This window comes from Skermanella mucosa, assembly GCF_016765655.2.
Taxonomy (GTDB): domain Bacteria; phylum Pseudomonadota; class Alphaproteobacteria; order Azospirillales; family Azospirillaceae; genus Skermanella; species Skermanella mucosa.
In genome coordinates this window covers 6,265,784-6,282,187 of the sequence record NZ_CP086106.1, presented here as the reverse complement: position 1 = coordinate 6,282,187, position 16,404 = coordinate 6,265,784, and the positions used below count along the sequence as shown (strand labels likewise).

The 16,404-nt window shown below is 66.7% G+C and carries 12 protein-coding genes; 7 read left to right on the top strand and 5 right to left on the bottom strand.

Annotation, left to right across the window (positions count from 1 at the left end):
- Positions 1-53: 53 nt before the first annotated feature.
- The 3 genes from JL100_RS29180 to JL100_RS29170 form a co-directional block, all read right to left on the bottom strand.
- Complete coding sequence (locus JL100_RS29180) at positions 54-782, bottom strand: terminase small subunit (RefSeq protein WP_202680872.1); 729 nt, start codon at positions 780-782, stop codon at positions 54-56.
- A 295-nt stretch (positions 783-1,077) separates the two neighbouring features.
- Positions 1,078-1,311, bottom strand: a complete 234-nt coding sequence (locus tag JL100_RS29175; RefSeq protein ID WP_202680871.1) for a hypothetical protein — start codon at positions 1,309-1,311, stop codon at positions 1,078-1,080.
- Positions 1,312-1,387: 76 nt separating this feature from the next.
- Positions 1,388-1,567 carry a hypothetical protein gene (locus JL100_RS29170; protein ID WP_202680870.1) on the bottom strand — a complete coding sequence of 60 codons (180 nt, stop codon included), beginning with the start codon at positions 1,565-1,567 and terminating at the stop codon, positions 1,388-1,390.
- 376 nt (positions 1,568-1,943) lie between these two features.
- Here JL100_RS29170 and JL100_RS29165 point away from each other — a divergent pair, with 376 nt between their 5' ends.
- The 3 genes from JL100_RS29165 to JL100_RS29155 are packed head-to-tail and all read left to right on the top strand — an operon-like array spanning position 1,944 to position 10,224.
- Positions 1,944-5,000: a tetratricopeptide repeat protein gene (locus JL100_RS29165; protein WP_202680869.1), complete on the top strand. Its 3,057-nt coding sequence runs from the start codon at positions 1,944-1,946 to the stop codon at positions 4,998-5,000.
- A complete protein-coding gene (locus JL100_RS29160) occupies positions 4,997-7,444 on the top strand; it encodes an SIR2 family protein (RefSeq protein WP_202680868.1) in 2,448 nt (815 codons plus the stop codon). Before JL100_RS29165 ends, JL100_RS29160 begins: the two co-directional genes overlap by 4 nt.
- Positions 7,441-10,224, top strand: coding sequence for an ATP-binding protein (locus tag JL100_RS29155; protein ID WP_202680867.1), 2,784 nt, complete (start codon positions 7,441-7,443; stop codon positions 10,222-10,224). Before JL100_RS29160 ends, JL100_RS29155 begins: the two co-directional genes overlap by 4 nt.
- A gap of 59 nt (positions 10,225-10,283) precedes the next feature.
- On the opposite strand, the gene JL100_RS29150 is transcribed toward JL100_RS29155, so the two are convergent.
- Both JL100_RS29150 and JL100_RS29145 read right to left on the bottom strand, forming a co-directional pair.
- Entirely contained in the window at positions 10,284-10,673 is a 390-nt protein-coding gene (locus tag JL100_RS29150) for a response regulator (protein WP_202680866.1), read from the bottom strand.
- Positions 10,670-12,271, bottom strand: a complete 1,602-nt coding sequence (locus JL100_RS29145; protein ID WP_202680865.1) for a sensor histidine kinase — start codon at positions 12,269-12,271, stop codon at positions 10,670-10,672. The genes JL100_RS29150 and JL100_RS29145 overlap by 4 nt, the downstream gene beginning before the upstream one ends.
- A 121-nt stretch (positions 12,272-12,392) precedes the next feature.
- Between JL100_RS29145 and JL100_RS29140 the strand changes: the two genes are divergently transcribed.
- The 4 genes from JL100_RS29140 to JL100_RS29125 all read left to right on the top strand — a co-directional run bounded on the left by JL100_RS29140 (position 12,393) and on the right by JL100_RS29125 (position 16,391).
- Complete coding sequence (locus tag JL100_RS29140) at positions 12,393-12,560, top strand: hypothetical protein (RefSeq protein WP_202680864.1); 168 nt, start codon at positions 12,393-12,395, stop codon at positions 12,558-12,560.
- Positions 12,548-13,237, top strand: coding sequence for a hypothetical protein (locus JL100_RS29135; protein WP_202680863.1), 690 nt, complete (start codon positions 12,548-12,550; stop codon positions 13,235-13,237). The genes JL100_RS29140 and JL100_RS29135 overlap by 13 nt, the downstream gene beginning before the upstream one ends.
- Before the next feature lie 155 nt (positions 13,238-13,392).
- Positions 13,393-16,257 carry a [protein-PII] uridylyltransferase gene (locus JL100_RS29130; protein ID WP_202680862.1) on the top strand — a complete coding sequence of 955 codons (2,865 nt, stop codon included), beginning with the start codon at positions 13,393-13,395 and terminating at the stop codon, positions 16,255-16,257.
- Positions 16,254-16,391 carry a hypothetical protein gene (locus JL100_RS29125; protein ID WP_202680861.1) on the top strand — a complete coding sequence of 46 codons (138 nt, stop codon included), beginning with the start codon at positions 16,254-16,256 and terminating at the stop codon, positions 16,389-16,391. Before JL100_RS29130 ends, JL100_RS29125 begins: the two co-directional genes overlap by 4 nt.
- The last annotated feature ends 13 nt before the right edge of the window (positions 16,392-16,404 follow it).

Sequence of the window (16,404 nt, the reverse complement as noted above, 5' to 3'; positions counted from 1 at the left end):
GGAGGCCGGGGGGCCCACCCCCGGGGCCTGGCCGCTTGTGTCAACATCCGTCATCACGGGTGCGCCGGGGACGCGGCGCCCGGCCAGCGGTCGGGCGGCAGGAGGTTGAGGCCCGCGTCGAAATAGAGGCCGGCATCCTCCATCGAGCCCCGGCTGACCCGGGCGTAGAGGTCGGGGTGCCGCTTCCTGAGGATTTCGATGCTCCGCTTGGTGTGGCGGTAGTTCGCCTTGGCCTGCCTGGCATCGGCCTTTTCCGGGTCCTCGGGCGCGGGCTCCACCGGGGTGAGGCCGGCGGGCGGCATCGGCGGCTCGAACTGGGCTTCGGGGTCGGCGATGGCGGAGCAGGCGGAGGCGTTGTCGTCCGGTTCGGGATCGGCGTCGAGCGCGGTATCGCGGGCCTCCGCCGTGGGGCCGGCGAGGCCGCGCAGGCGGGCGATCTGGTCGATGGCGCGGAGGGCGGCGAAATGGTTCTGCTTCTCCATGGCGTCGATCAGCACCCGTTTGGCGGCGGCGACCAGCTCGTCCAGTTCGGCATGGCGGCGGGTCTTGTCGGCCTCGGTCAGCTCGACCACCCGGGCGGCGACCTCCGGCTGCTTCATCAGGCGCGAGCCGGTCTGGCGGGCGCTTGCCCAGGCATAGCCGGACAGCCGCGCCGCCCCCGCATAGCCCCGGCCGGCGGCGACGTGCCGGGCGAAGGCTTCCTGGCGGTGCGGGAGGGGGGTGTAGATGGAGGGGGCGGCGGGGGTCGGAGCGGGAGAGGGAACGGGAACTGGAGCGGGCATGGCGGGGCCTTCAGAACCAGGGAGGAGGAATTGGTTCCTTACCACGACGTAGGATTTTGGTCAAGTTTCCTAGGATTGAAGGCTTATCGAGCGGCCGTACCCGAAGCGGGTGATGGACGTTCTTCGAGTCTCGGCGTAGGTCGGCCTTCGCCCGTCAGGGCGAACTCCGACGACCTGCATCAACGCTCCGGGCACGCTGTCGGCGTCGGCCTTCGGCCGAGGCCGACCTACGGTGCATCGGCGGTTTCGTTGATCCCTGCACCGGGTCGCCGGCGTTTTCGTTTTCGGAAGTCCGTCAGCGCCGTCCCGGTCGCGCCAGGGTGCCGATGGACAGGCCGACTCCGATCAGGAGCAGCCCGGCGCACAGCACCGCGTCGAAGCGGACCGGGTAGCCGAGTATCCAGGCTTGCTGTTTCAGCCAAATCCCGAAGATCACGACGGTTCCCGGTCCCCATTCGCTGGTGGTGGGCAGGGCCAGCAGCGGCAGGAGGACGCCCCAGATCACCAACAGGCGGCCGAGCTTGCCCATGGCGCGGCGCTCACCCGGACTCCGCCGCGTGTGGCACGTCCTGGGGAGCCGACTGCGCCGGGCGCTTGCGTTCGATTCAGAAGACGCAGGATTCCCGCTCCATCCCGTGCCGGTCCATCTCGTCCAGCAGTTCGCTGAGGGAATCGCCGATGATGGTCGCGACCGCATCCTCGACCGGGTCGCCCTTGGCGTCGGACACACGAACCCCGTTCAGCCCGGCATGGTACCGGCCCGTGTAGCTTTCCGATGTCGGCATGGGTCAACCTCGCCGGATCGCGCCGGACGACACCACCCCGGAGGGGTCCCCCCGCCGCGACGAACGAGGTCGCCGCGGCGGGGGTAACAATGACCGGAGCGCGAGCACTCCGTTTGTGCTAGGTAGTTGGTTAGCCATGGATGTTGACCTTTCACCAGAGGCATTCATGGTCAGGCCGAGCCTAGGAGTTCCCGCTCTTCGGCTCGGCCGCCACTGACACGTGTGGCGGTCGGATTCTTGAACGAATTCGCCCGCGTGTTAATGTGTTTGCCGATTTTATGGATCTTCATCGAATATCTTTTCTCGCGTAATTCCGCCAGATTCACTATTCTGCACGCGCAGTGGTTGACCTCGCTGTGGGATGTGCGAAAGCGAAATGGACGCGAAGTATGACATTTATCTCAGCTTCGCCTATGCCGACCGCGCTGCGGTGCTGCCGGTCATTGAGGCGCTGAAGAGCCGAAACCTCCGCGTCTTCCATGACGAAACGGAGATCACGGACGGCGACTCCATCGTGCGGCGGATCGTGGAGGGGCTTGGCTGCGCCCGGATGCTGGTGGCTTGGTACTCGGCAATTTACCCGACCCGCCGCGCTTGCCAGTGGGAGCTGACCGCCGCCATTATCGCCGCCCGCCAAGAGTCACCCAACGGCCAAATGGTGGAGCGCCGCATCTTGGCTCTGAACCCGGAACCGGGCACCGGCCATCTCCAGCCGGCTGAAATGCTTGCGAAGAGGTTAGTCAATGCGCGGGGTGTCCGCACGGGCGAATTGGCCCGCCGGGTCGCCGACCGGCTTTCGGGACTTGCCGGCAGCTTCGGCGAGATCCGGACGCTCGGCGGCCCGCACTGGCACGGAGGCAACCCGCATGCCGGCTCCAGCCGGTTCGTCGGCCGCTTTCCCGACATGTGGCGGATCGACGAGCGTCTGTCGAAGAACCAGATCACGCTGATAACCGGCGAGAGCGTCGGGCTGGTCCAGGTGCAGGGCATGGGCGGCATCGGCAAGACCCTGCTAGCGGAGGAATACGCCCGGCGCTTCTGCGCGGCCTATCCCGGCGGCATCTTCTGGCTCAACGCCGCCAGGGGGCAGGACCTGGGCGCGCAGCGGCAGGGCTTCGCCGGGAACCTCGGCATCGCGACCGCCGGCCTGGGACCGCACGAGCTCGAGGGCGCGCTGAAAGTCAAGCTTGCTGAAATGGACAGCTACCTGTGGATCGTGGACGACCTGCCGCCGGACGCCGGCCCGGCTGACCTGAACGCCTGGAGAGCACCCACCGACAACGGCGCCACCCTGGTCACCACCCGAGGCACCGGACTAGGTGGGGCGGGCTTCGTCTACCGGCTGGGGCTGCTGTCGGACACCGAAGCCCATGATCTTCTGACCAAGCGAAGGCTTCCGGTCACCAACGCGGAAAAGGCGGCAGCACGGGAGATCCTGGCTCTCCTGGGCAACCACGCCCTGGCGGTCGACGTGGCGGGTGCCGCCGTTGAGATGCTGGGCTACGAGAATTTCCGCGACCGGCTGCGCGACCCCACCAAGGACGCGACGGAATTAGCCGCTGAACTGGCCTACGACCTGCCGACGGGCCATGCTCGGCAGGTCGCGGCTACCCTGCTGGGCAGCATCGAACGGTTGGACTTGGCGGGCCTGCATTTCCTGCATTTCGCCACCCTGCTGGCCCCGGTACCGATCCCGCGATCCTTGGTGGCTGATGTCTTCGCCCGGCTTTCCGGAGACGATGACGGGTTGGCTGAGGCCACCCGCGCCGTCAATTCGGCCATGCGGGAGGCCCTGGCCGAACTCATTCCGGGAAACGGGGACAATGCCGGCGACGCCGTATCTGTCCATGTGCTGGCCAGCCGCACCTTCCGTTTCCACATGGGTGCCCCGCCGCCCGCGATGCGCGGCGCCGTCGTGGCGGCGCTGACCGAGGCGATGGAGAAGGCCGAAGACATCCGCAACCATGCCGCCCTGCTGCCCCTGGTCCCCCACGCCCGAGCCCTGACCGGGGACCTGCCGGACGCCCCGGCCGCCATGCTCCTGTCGTGGCTTGGGCGGTTCAATTTTGAGCGGGGAGCTTACGCCAACGCAGAAGCGGACTACCGCCGAACCTTCGAAGCAAGTAAACGCCTGCTGGGCGACGAGCATCCCGACACCCTGACCAGCATGAACAATCTGGCCGAAACGCTCCGGGCACAGGGCGACCACGGCGGTGCCTGGGCGCTTGAAAAGCCGGTGCTGGCGCTCCGCCGCCGGGTGCTGGGCGACGAGCATCCCGACACCCTGACCAGCATGAACAATCTGGCAGCAACGCTCGGGGCACAGGGCGACCACGGCGGCGCCCGGGCGCTCGAAGAGCAGGTGCTGACGCTCCGCCGCCGGGTGCTGGGCGACGAGCATCCCGACACCCTGACCAGCATGAACAATCTGGCAGCAACGCTCGGGGCACAGGGCGACCACGGCGGCGCCCGGGCGCTGCTGGAGCAGGTGCTGGCGCTCCGCCGCCGGGTGCTGGGCGACGAGCATCCCGACACCCTGGGCAGCATCGGTAATCTGGCCGGAACGCTCTGGGCACAAGGCGACCACGGCGGCGCCCGGGCGCTGGAGGAGCAGGTGCTGGCGCTCAGCCACCGGGTGCTGGGCGACGAGCATCCAGATACGCTGAGCGCCATGAATGATTTGTCAGTGTCCCTGATGATGCAGGGCGATCTGACAGCGGCACGTGAACTAGCAGGAACCGCTCTGGACGTTCGGCGCCGAAAATTGGGTCCCGATCATCCGGACACATTCGCCTCACAATACCATCTTGCCCGCATATTACTTGAATTGAATGAATTGGAGTTGGCACAGAAAAACGGTGAAGCTGCACAGGCGGGCTTGGAAGAGCGGCTTGGCGCAAATCATTGGCGGTCCTGGGCGGCTAAAGGTTTGGTTGCCGCTTGCCGTGCCGTCGCGGGGAACACTGATGCGGTGGCAAGCCTACAGGCATCGATAGACGAACTAGGCCGCCTTCTCTACCCTGATCACCCTGAAATCCGTTGGCTTGCAAAGTGGCTGCACGAAGGCGGAGAACCGGCGGAGGAACCGGAGTCACACGTCATTGATCCGTTGCACTTGGCATTTCTACTGGTGCTGGACGGACGGTTGCCTGCGGCGGAACTGGCGACTCTCGCCAAGCCAGGGGCGGTGACGGCCGCCCTGGATACCCTCAAACCACCGGTTCGCCATCGCGGAACCTGGCTGAACAACATCATGGAACAGCTTGCCGCCGGACTGCCGCAGGCGCAACCCGATCCGCTGTGGCGTGGATGGATGGAAAGCGTCAATGGAGCTGCCCTGGAACGCCTCAGAGAATCATTGGAAGCCTATGCGTCGTCAGGGGTGTCCCGTCGTAGCCGCGGACGGCGCACGATGCGGAGCGACCGGGCATGAAGCAGCCCCTGCTTGAGCGGATCGACGATCTGGCTGATCGCATCCTGGCGGGAGAAGTCGTGTTCTTCGTCGGAGCCGGCTTTTCGCTCGATACGGAGAAGAACAGCGCCAAAAGGTTGGTGAGCCGGTTGCTGGCGCGGTTCTGCGCGCTGCATCGGGTGCTGACCGGTGAAATCCGGTGGCTTGTGGACCATGAAAAGGCTCGTGACAATGCGAAAGCATTGCACAGGGGCCTGATGACGACTTTCAACCTGGACAAGCACGTAAAGGAATGCGGTCTGATTGCAGAGCAATTCGAACCCAATACGTGGGCCAAAGTAAAAGCAGATAAACAAATTGAAAAACTTAAGAACAATATTATTTTAACTTTGGCGCGCGAATATTACCTGTTCAATGATTGGATGTGCAACGCCTACGACGAAATGCTGGATCATATGCTGGGTCAGGCCATGACCGGGCAGGCGAAGCGGACGATCCAGGCCGAACTCTCCGTTGCCGACCGGTTCTTCCTCGACCTTCTGAAAAACAGCGATGAAACGTCGGAACTGGAGCCGGTCAATCTGGACCGTCTCCGCTCGTTGGCCTCGCCATCGCGCGGCAAGGCATTGTTTCTTGATGCCATGGGCTTCAGACAGCCTGAGGTCATGGGCGGCGACCCGGACAACCGAGACCTGCAAAAGGTCATCGACAGCTACCATGGGCGCCTTTTGCCCCGCCACCATCTGCTCGCCCGGCTGGCACGCGAAGGACTGTGCCCGACGCTGATCACCACGAATTTCGACCTGTTGCTGGAGGGCGCCTACCGGCTTGCCGGGTTCCAGCCGCGCCGCGGTCCGGCGGGCGAGGAAGCGGTCGCCCGGGAAGCAGCGTCTGATCGCCCCGCCGATCCGAACGCCGACCCGGGAGCGGGTCCGCCCTGCTTTCCGCCAACCCGATGGCCAAGCTATGAACGGATCACCCGGGCACACCAGTATTATTACCGTCCGTCCCGGAACCGGGTTTCCGGCAAGCCGCAGCCGGAGGAAAAGCCCATCGGTTCGCCCCCGACACTCAAGGGCGGCCAGCAGGCAGCCTCGATCGTCAAGATCCATGGCTGTGCCGAGACCTATCGCCATGCCTGCGACGGACCTTCGGAGGAAAGCGGTACCCTGCCGGAGGTTCTGTCGTCGCTGGTGTTCACTTTTCGCGAAATCCAGAACTGGCGGCAGGACTCATGGTCGCGTGACCTCCTGCTGACGCTCCTGCGGACCCGCACGATGGTTTTCTGCGGCTACAGCACCGCCGACCCGGTGCTGCACGACACGTTCCGGACCGTCTACGAGGAAATGGCAAGCCGTTTCAAGCGTCATGCGTTCGCCGAAACAGGCGAACGCCGGCAGGCGGATGCACCCGCTTTCTTCCTGGCCGGCGCGCAGAGCCGGGAGTTCCACGCGCTGGAAGTCCTGCGATCGGCCAGCCACGCGATCGGCGTGAACCGCGTGTCGCTGACGGAGCATCCGAACTACCTGGAATTCTTCTTCCGGAATGACGATCACTGCCGCTTCCCGGATATGGATGAACTGCTGTCGTGGTTGTTCCACCGCGTCTACCGGCTCCGTCAACGGCAAGCCCTGGAAAGCGAACTGCGCAGCATCGCCACCCTGCTGATGAAGGAGGTCAGCGTGGAAAGCGAGGCGGTGAAGCGGATCATCGAATCCTTCGACAAGCTGTGCGTGGCGGAATGCAAGTCCGTGATGGATGTCGCGTCCACGCAGAGCGAAGACAAAGCAGTCATCCGTTCCGCCGCCGAGCATGCCAGATTCGCCCTGGAGCGGGTGACGGGCTGGACGTCGCATTTCCACCCCCGGCTGCTGCGCGAATTCGCGCTGGCGGGGCTCCGGCTGCGCAAAGGATATGTCGGCACCGACGAAATCAGATCGCTGCGTAATACGCCTTGGTACTTCGCCGCCGGAGAGAATTTCGGCTGGACAGCTTGGGGCGTGGTGGTCGAACTGGCTTTGCGCCGGGCCGTTACCCTTATGTCTGTCGGGGAGAATGGTGACTGGTGCGACCCCCAGCACTGGCATCCTCCCGGACCGTGGATCGAAGTTTCCCCGGGCGATTTTCCGGTCGTGGACCTTTCGCTCGACAAGGACTGCCCCTCCCCGGTGCGCCTTGTCATCCGCCACCGCGAATTGGACGAGCCGGTTTCCGCCACGGTGGAGAACGACGGGCTTCCGCGCCGCCGCATCACCTGGAACCTGTCCCTCGACCGTCTTCCCTGGAGCCGGGGGAAGGGAGACGACCTGACGCCCGATGCTGAGTCCCTATGGGCTTGGGCAAGCAGCTCTGGCAAGGAAAAGGACGGCGTGCCCAAAGATGGCAAGGCTTGGTACGAGAAAATGGTCGAAGCGGTGAAGCACGAGGACCTGCCCGATGCGGATACCAAAGGTGGCCTGTCATGACCGATACCGAGCAGACATCCAGCACGATCAAACGTCTTGAAAAGGTGCTTCGATCGACCCATTCGGTAACGCCGGTCGAGACTTTGGAGGAGCTTCTCAAGGCGAACCACCCTGTTTCGCTGGCTGGGGCCAGAGTGGTCATCGGAGGACAGTTCAATCATCAGGCCGACCTGATGGTCCTGGATCCCTTTCTGGGGACCTTGGGACTGGTCCACGAATTAACCCCGCTGACGGCCAAGACAGAGATTCGCCGGCTGATCGAGCATGCGGCCTTCACCCGCCATCTGGTGCTGGGCCGTAAGCATGGGAGGTCGGAAAAGGAAAACCCCCTGCCGCTGACGGTGGAACTCGTATTGGTTCTTCCGCCCGCCGAACCGTCCGTACAAAGACGCGTCGGGGACACACTGGTCGCGATCCGACGAAGCGCATCCCACATGCATGGTTTCGGGATCAGCCTGCTGCGTTTCGGCGAGAGGCCGCAGCATGGTATCGACGAAGATGGAGAGGTGAGGCGCGCCTTCTGCTGGCTGCTGACGAGTACGCGACAATGGTTCGAGGAGCAGGCATCGGCAGTCGCCGGCAACCAGCCGCCGCTGGAGAACATCCGATCACTGACATTGAGGAACTGGCGCGTTCCCGGAGAACGCACGCTGACGTTCGATCTGCCCGTAGACTCTGCGAACCAAGCTCGCACCGGCATCCATATCGTGCATGGCGGCAACGGCGCGGGCAAGTCCTCCCTCGTCGAAGCCCTGGAGTTCGCCCTGCTTGGCGACCTGGAAAGGCTTGCCGGCTTCGACCTTGCCGAGATCGTGGAACATCGGGCACCAGCAGCATCACGGGTAAATAAAACCGAAGGAGTTACCGCACGACAACAAGCAAGCATCGTGCTCTCCACACAGGCGGAAGGAAGTTCTGATCAGCAGGTTCGGACTATCGACATTCGTGCCGAAAAGAAAAAGTCGTCGCTCCAATTTCGTGCCGGTGCTTTCCGCCTCGACCAAATGGCGATGGACAGACTGACAAACAGCGACGACCGAGGCAGAGCCTCTTATTTCCTGTCGAGTTTCTTTCCGGCGGAACACGCCGCCATCAAAGCCCTTGAAGAGGCGCGGGCAAGTGCGGAAGTGGCTTGGAAAGATCTGCCCGACAATCTGGCCAGGCAGCTTTCAGGCGGGACGGAACGGCCCGCGGAATTGCCTCCATCCAGTGATCTTTCGAAGGCGTTGGCTTGGGTCGCCGGTCCCCTGTTCGACTGCCGGACGGGGAGTGAAGGGGCGGAGCTTTGCTTGCCTGTTCCACTGGACGAGCTGATCGTCCTGACACGGATAGAACCGGACCTTGCCGATCCGGTCAGGCGGCTGGCTTCCGGTCCACTGTCGGAAGAAGCGTTCGCGGAAACGCTTCGGGAGCTCGAGAAGCCCCTGCGAGCCCTGACGCGGCGTATCGCGGACATCGCCATAGATATCGGCATCGCCCATGACGCCCTCGGGCGGAAGGCGTTCGACGATTGGCTGCCGGTCTCCCGCCGCACGACCGGAGACCCGGTAGCGTCCCTGAACCGCTGGCTCCATGCCCTTGCGTTCAAGGATCTTGTCCGGCGGCAGCGTGAAATCCTGGAAGCGCTGGAGCTGGCCGGCCGGAACGGGTGGCGCTTTCCCGGTACGGACAACGCGGGCGGGCTCGTGGCGATCGCGGGGGCCGGGAGCAGGTCGCCGACGCTGATCGGCGACCTGCGCGAGCAGGAAGCACGATGGTCCCGGCAGGTCGCGGAGTACGAACAGCAGTTGCCGACCGCCGGGCCGGCTGGGAACCCGACCGCGGACAGCATGCCCGTTCCCATGCTGACCGATGCCGAGTGCGACGCGCTGGACAAGGTCGGCGACTGGCTGCCGCACGGCGAGGCCGGGGAGATCGGCCCCGGCGGACCGGCGGAACCGGAACAGCCGCTGGGGCAAGCCATCACGGAAGCCTTGCGGCTGGGCGAACGCCGGCGGTGCGGCACCTTCGCCATCGGCGAACCCGCGTGGGCCGAGGCGATCCGGAAGGAGCTGGGCATACTCGCCGCTTCCTCGTCCAACCTGTCCCGGCAATCCGGACGGGGATCCCCCGCCGACGCGTTGAAGAAGCTCCGTGCCCTGCACAAGGCAGTCGAGGAGCTGTCGCTTGCCCAGGAGACCATGGAAAGGAGCTTCCTGAACAGGGTATTGCCGGAGAAGGGCGATGCCGGGGGGAAAACGCCGCTGCTGAGCCATGCCCTGGACGAGTTGCTGACGCTGTTCACGCCGGCCCGCTGGGGATACGCGACGCTGGGGCTCAAGCGCCGGTCGGGAGAGAGGGGCGCGCAGAGCCTCAGCCTCAGCCAGGAGGGCGAAGACGGCGCGCACCTGCGGCTGAACACGGCCGAACTGAACCTGTTCACCGTCGCGCTCTTCCTGCTGTGCGCACCCGGCACCAACAATCCGTTCCGCCTGCTGGTGTTCGACGATCCCTTGCAGAACATGGACGAGCAGACCGTGACGGTTCTCGCCCGGGGGATCGGGAAGGTGGTGCGCCTGCTGCCGGAAGGCTGGCAGCTCCTGTTCTTCTTTCATGGCGAAGACGACCTCGCCCGCTTCCGGAACGAGCTTCCGGCACGGATCTATCCGCTGCCGTGGCTGATGCCGCTGGGAACCGTCACGGACGGCAACGGGGACATCAAAGGCAGCCAACCTCCCGCGCCGTGCGCCACGACGCACGAGCGGCAGAGTGCCGACGTGGTGCTGCGGATGCCGCGGTGACGACGTGTTGATGTGGATCTTGCCACGTAGAACGCTGCCCGCCCGACCCGCGCGCCGCGTCAGGGACCCTCGGCGCCCCTGTTGAGCACCCGGTCCACTTCCTCCCTCAGGTTGCCGGGGAGGATGGGTTTGAACAGGAGCGCCGCGGGGTGGTCACGGTGGATGCGCTCCACGGTCTCGGGCTCCCGCGATCCGGTGATGAAGATGACCGGCGTGGGGCGGTGGCGGTGGATCTCGATCGCGGCGTCCACGCCGTCCGTCTTTCCCTTCAGCCGCACGTCCATCAGGATGAGGGAGGGGCGGTGCGTCTGGGCCAGCTCGACGGCCTTGGCGGCGGTGGCGGCCGTTCCGCAGACCCGGAGCCCCATCGACTGCAGGGTGATGGTCAGGCTCATTGCGATCATCTGCTCGTCGTCGACGACGAGGACGCAGCCGCCCCCGTCCGTCATTGCCCGACCTCGGGTGCCGGCATCCGCACCTCCACCCTGAGTCCGTCGGCGCCGGATACGGCCATTTCACCCTCCAATTGGACCACCAGGGCCTGCACGATACTCAGGCCCAACCCTTTGCTTGCCGACATGGTTCCATGATTTCGCCCGTCGCTTCCGCCCCTGCCGTTATCGTGGACGGACAGCAACAGCCGCTCCCCGGGGCAGCGCCGGAGGCCGACCTGGATCCTGCGGCCGTCGCTGCCGCCGTCGGGGAAAGCGTGCTTCAGGGCGTTCTGGACCAGTTCGGTCACGATCAGGCCGAGGGGAATGGCGAAGTCCAGGTCCACCCGCAGGGCGTCGGCCTCGACGGAGATGTCGATGCCGTGGCGCGCGCCGCCGCCCAGGGTCGACAGGTTGCCCCTGAGCTCTTCGAGAAAGGGGCGGATGTCGAAGGTCGCCAGATCGTCCGACGTCATCAGCTGCTGGTGGACCAGGCCGAGGGCGTTGATTCGCCGGCGGAGATCGTTCAGGAGCTCCTCGGTCGGGGAACCCTCCCAGCCCAGCGACTGGATGGCGATCATGCCGTCGATGACCTGGAGGTTGTTCTTGACGCGGTGATAGACCTCGCGCAGCAGCAGGCTCCGCTCGTCCAGCGCCTTGCGCAGCTGCCGGTTCGTGTCCTCGAGTTCCGCGGTGCGCTCGGCGACCCGGCGTTCGAGCGTCTCGTTGGCGTCGCTCAGGCGGACCAGCGCGCTTGCCAGTGACCGGTGGAGCCTGGCGAACTGGCCGAGGAAGAACACGAGCAGCAGGCTGGCCGAGATGAACCCGCTGAGCCGGCTCAGGTCCCAGCCGATCGTGTAGCGGGCGCCGCCGGCGACGGCGAGCGCGTTGGAGGCGGCGAAGGCGACCAGGGCAAGGCCGAGCCAGCCGAACAGCACGTTGCGGCCGCGCGTGATCCGCCAGAGCACGAGGAAGGCGGCCGCCGAGAGGGCGACCGACGTCCACTGGGCCGCGTTGCCCCAGGTGGCGAAGACGTTGCCCTGGATCTGCCGGGGTATCCAGCCCTGCCCGGTCGTGGCGGCCAGCGCCAGCAGGACGACGGCCGCCAGGACCGCGGCCAGGGTGAGGGCGATCGCCCGCTCCACCCGGTCGGCCGCGATCACGCCGCCTCCCGAACGGGCCTCGGTGACCATGGCGGCCAGGACGAGGGCCGGGAATCCCAGCACCCAGGCGATGAAAAGCCATCCGACCGACTGGGGGGTTCCGATCAGGGGCTGGTCCGGGATCCACGCGCCGGTGAAGGTGAGGACATGCAGGAGCGCCATCGCCGCGCTGTAGAGATATGCCGCGGACAGCAGGAGCAGCGACCGGGACCGGGCCGCGCGGACCTGGGCGAGCAGCAGGAACGCCGTGCACAGGTCCGCGATCATCACGCCGGCCCCGAAGGTCGTCGTGATGGCCGGGAGCACCGGCCCCGGCCTGTCGGCGAACGGCAGGATCGCCAGCGTCGCGAGGATGTAGGCAAGGCAGAGAAAAGCGATGGTGCGCCGGGCGGCCGGCGTCGCGCCCTCGCCGGAAAGCGCGCCGAAATGCCTGGGTTCCACGCTCGCGTCCACCGGTGTTCCTCTGAAATTAGTTAGTGAGTGCAAGGAACTGACTGTGTCCCCGCTTCACCCTCGCCTGGCAAGGGACAATCCGGCGCGCCGGTGATTTTCCGGGGGGTGGCGGGGACGGGAAATGGGTGAGCTGCAGCGGTTCGTGGCCGATCTCCTGGAGGAGACCGGCGCCGTGGTCGAACCGGTCGAGCCGGAGGGGCTGGACGTGCTGGCCCCGCCGGAGGCCGGCTGCTCGGCGAGCATGGCCGGCACGCCCGGCTGGTCGCGGCGCCGGAGGTGCCGCCGCTGAACGCCCCGGAAAGGATCGTCGAGCACGGGCTTCAGCTCGAGAACGCGACGTGGCGCCTGATCCGGGTCAGCCCGGCCTGGACCCGCTACCTGCTGCTGACCTTCCGCTGCACCGCCCTGTCCGACGAGAAGCGCGACAGCGTCCTGCGGCTGGGCTTCAACCTCGCCAACGGCAGCATGCTGGACGGGATGTTCGGCCGGCTGTGGCAGCGGCTGGCGGAACAGATCGAGGAAGGGGCGCCGCAGGTCCCGCCGGGAACGGCGCTTCCCGCCGACTGGCCGGCGGAGATGCTGGCGGAGCGGCTGGAGCGGATGGCGCCGCCGCGCATCCAGGCCCTGATCGAGCCGTTCGTGCGCGGCATGAGGCGGCATTTCGAGCGCGATGCGGGCAGGCTCTACGACTACCATGACGGGTTGCGGCGGGAGGCGGCCAAACGCCTGTCGGCCCTGCCCGCCGACGGCGCCCTGACGCCGGACGAGTTCGCCTACGGCACGGCGGACGCCCGGCTGGTGTGCGACGAGGCGCTCCACCTGGTCGGCCCGCCCGGGCTCGCCCCCTGCCCCGCCTGCGGCAAGGAATATTGCCGCGCCTGCCACCCCGCCGCCTGCCCGAAATGCGGCCATGAGGAACTGCGCGCGGGGCTGGGCGAAAGGCTGGCGGCGGCCGCGGCGGGGTGACGGGACAGGGCAATGGAACGGGAATGGCACCCTTGCCGCCAAGGCGGGGTCAAATTCTTTACGGTATGGCCCATATATCGGGTGAACAGGGTGTGGTCCCGCCGGAACGAGCCGGTCGGACGGTGCCGTCCAGACCGCGAGCGCGTTGAATCGACATGCTGAGCCTTTCCGAAACCATCCCCGATCGCCGGGCCATCGTCTCCAAGCGGCGCCTGGCCGCCGAGCTCCAGTCCCTGGTCGAACAGCACGGCACGGGCACAGCCCTGCGCCCCCATACCCTGGCGGCGCTGCGCAAGGCGCTGGACGACGGCCGCGCCGAGGTCCGGCGGCGGCTGGAGGCGGGAGGGACCGGCACCGACTGCGCGCGCCAGAACGCCTACCTGATGGACCAGGTGATCCGGGCGCTGGCCGAACATACGGCCGGCAGCATCTTCCCCGTCGCCAACCCGACCTCGGGCGAGCATTTCGCGCTGGTCGCGATCGGCGGCTACGGGCGGGGCGAGATGGCGCCCTTCTCGGACGTGGACCTGCTGTTCATGCTGCCCTACAAGCGGACGCCGCGGGTGGAGCAGGTGTTCGAATACATGCTCTACATGCTGTGGGACCTGGGGCTGAAGGTCGGCCATGCCGTCCGCTCGGTGGACGAGTGCATCCGGCAGGCCAAGGGCGACGTGACGATCCGGACCAGCCTGCTCGAGTCGCGCTTCCTCCACGGGGAGGAGAAGCTGTTCGCCGAGCTGCGCCGCCGCTTCACCAAGGAGATCGCGACCGGAACCGGCCCCGCCTTCATCGAGGCCAAGCTGGCCGAACGCGACGCCCGCCACCGCCGGCTGGGCGACAGCCGCTACGTGCTGGAGCCCAACATCAAGGAGGGCAAGGGGGGGCTCCGCGACCTCCAGACCCTGTTCTGGATCGCCAAATACTATTACCAGGTGGACGACGTCTCCGAGCTGCTGGACAAGGGCGTCCTGCTGGAGGAGGAGGTCGCCAAGTTCGCCAAGGCGCAGGACTTCCTGCTGACCGTGCGCTGCCACCTGCACTACCTGGCCGGACGGGGCGAGGACCGGCTGACCTTCGACGTGCAGGCCGACATCAGCCGGCGGCTGGGCTATGTGGACCATGCCGGGCTGATCGGGGTCGAGCGCTTCATGAAGCACTATTTCCTGATCGCCAAGGATGTCGGCGACCTGACCCGCATCTTCTGCGCCAACCTGGAGGCGGAGGCCAAGCGCCAGCCGCGCTTCAGCCTGCTGCGCATCGCCCTGGCGCGCAAGGACATCGAGGGCTTCCTGCTGGACGGCGAGCGGCTGAACGTGCGCTACGACCGGCAGTTCAAGGACAACCCGGCGGACACGGTCCGGCTGTTCCACGTGGCCCAGGTCAACGGGCTGGACATCCACCCCAACGCGCTGCGGGCGCTGACCCGCGCGCTGGGCGTGGTCGGGCCGAAGCTGCGGGCCGACCATGATGCCAACCGCCTGTTCCTGGAGATGCTGACCTCGCGCAAGGACCCGGAGGTGCCGCTGCGCCGGATGAACGAGGCCGGCGTGCTGGGCCGCTTCGTGCCCGACTTCGGCCGGATCGTCGCCCAGATGCAGTACGACATGTACCACGTGTTCACCGTGGACGAGCACACGCTGTTCGCGCTGGGCATCCTGCACGACATCGAGTCGGGCGGGCTGAAAGACGAGCTGCCGCTGGCCAGCGAGGTGATCCACAAGCTGGTGTCGCGGCGGGCGCTGTACGTCGCCATGCTGCTGCACGACATCGCAAAGGGGCGCGGCGGCGACCACAGCGTGCTGGGCGCCAAGGTGGCGGAGAAGCTGTGCCCGCGCCTGGGCCTGAGTGCCGAGGAGACGGAGACCGTCGCCTGGCTGGTCCGCTGGCACCTGACCATGTCGGACGCCGCCTTCAAGCGCGACCTGGAGGACGAGAAGACCATCCGCGACTTCGTCGAGCTGGTCCAGTCGCCGGAACGGCTGCGGCTTCTGCTGGTGCTGACCACCGCCGACATCCGCGCGGTCGGCCCCGGCCGCTGGAACGCCTGGAAGGCCACCCTGCTGTCCGAGCTGTACCACCGCGCCGAGGACCTGATGTCCGGCGTGGTCAGCGCGCAGCGGCGCGAGCGCCGGGTCAACGCCGCCCAGGCGGCGCTACGCGGGCTGCTGGGCGACTGGAGCGAGGCCGAGATCGAGAGCCACCTGGCCCACGGCTATCCGGCCTACTGGCTCAGCTTCGACCCCGAGACCCACGCCCGCCACGCCCGGCTGATGCGCAACGCCGACCGGGACGGCGCGCCGCTGACGGTGGACACCCGGATCGACCGCGGCCGGGCGGTCACCGAGGTGACGATCTACACCCATGACCATCCGGGCCTGTTCTCCAGGCTGGCCGGCGCCTTCGCGCTGGCCGGCGCCACCATCCTGGACGCCAAGATTTTCACCATGACCAACGGCATGGCGGTGGACGTCTTTTCCGTGCAGGACGTCGCCGGCGGGCCGTTCGACAGCGGCGACAAGCTGGCCAAGCTGGCGGTCATGATCGAGCGCACCCTGTCGGGCCAGCTCCGCCCCCTGCAGGAGCTGGCGAAGCGCAAGCCGACGCTGAACAACCGCACGCGGGTGTTCAAGGTGCCGCCGCGGGTGCTGATCGACAACAAGGCCAGCACCACCCATACCGTGATCGAGCTGAACGGCCGCGACCGGCCGGGACTGCTGTACGACGTGACCCGGGCGCTGACCAACCTCAGCCTCCAGATCTCCTCGGCCAAGGTCTCGACCTACGGCGAGAAGGCGATCGACGTGTTCTATGTGAAGGACGTGTTCGGGCTGAAAATCTCGCACGAGAGCAAGCTGGCCCAGATCCGCGAGAAGGTCCTGACCGCGCTGAGCGACCCGATCGCCGAGGCCCAGGCGGACAGCGGCCGGTTCTCCGCGGCGGAGCGCAGCCGGGCGCGCTCCCGGCAGAAGAAGCCCGCGGTTCCCCGGCGCAAGGCCACGGCCGAATCGGCGGCGGAATGACGCGCCTGGGGGTCTTCCTGGCCGCCCTGGCCCTGTCCGTCCTCCTGGCGGCCTGCGCCGTCCCGACCCCCAACGTGGAGGTCAAGGGCGGCAGCGCCAGCCCGACGCGCTGGCGGGTCGGGATTCCGTTCTGAACGGTCCTCGGAG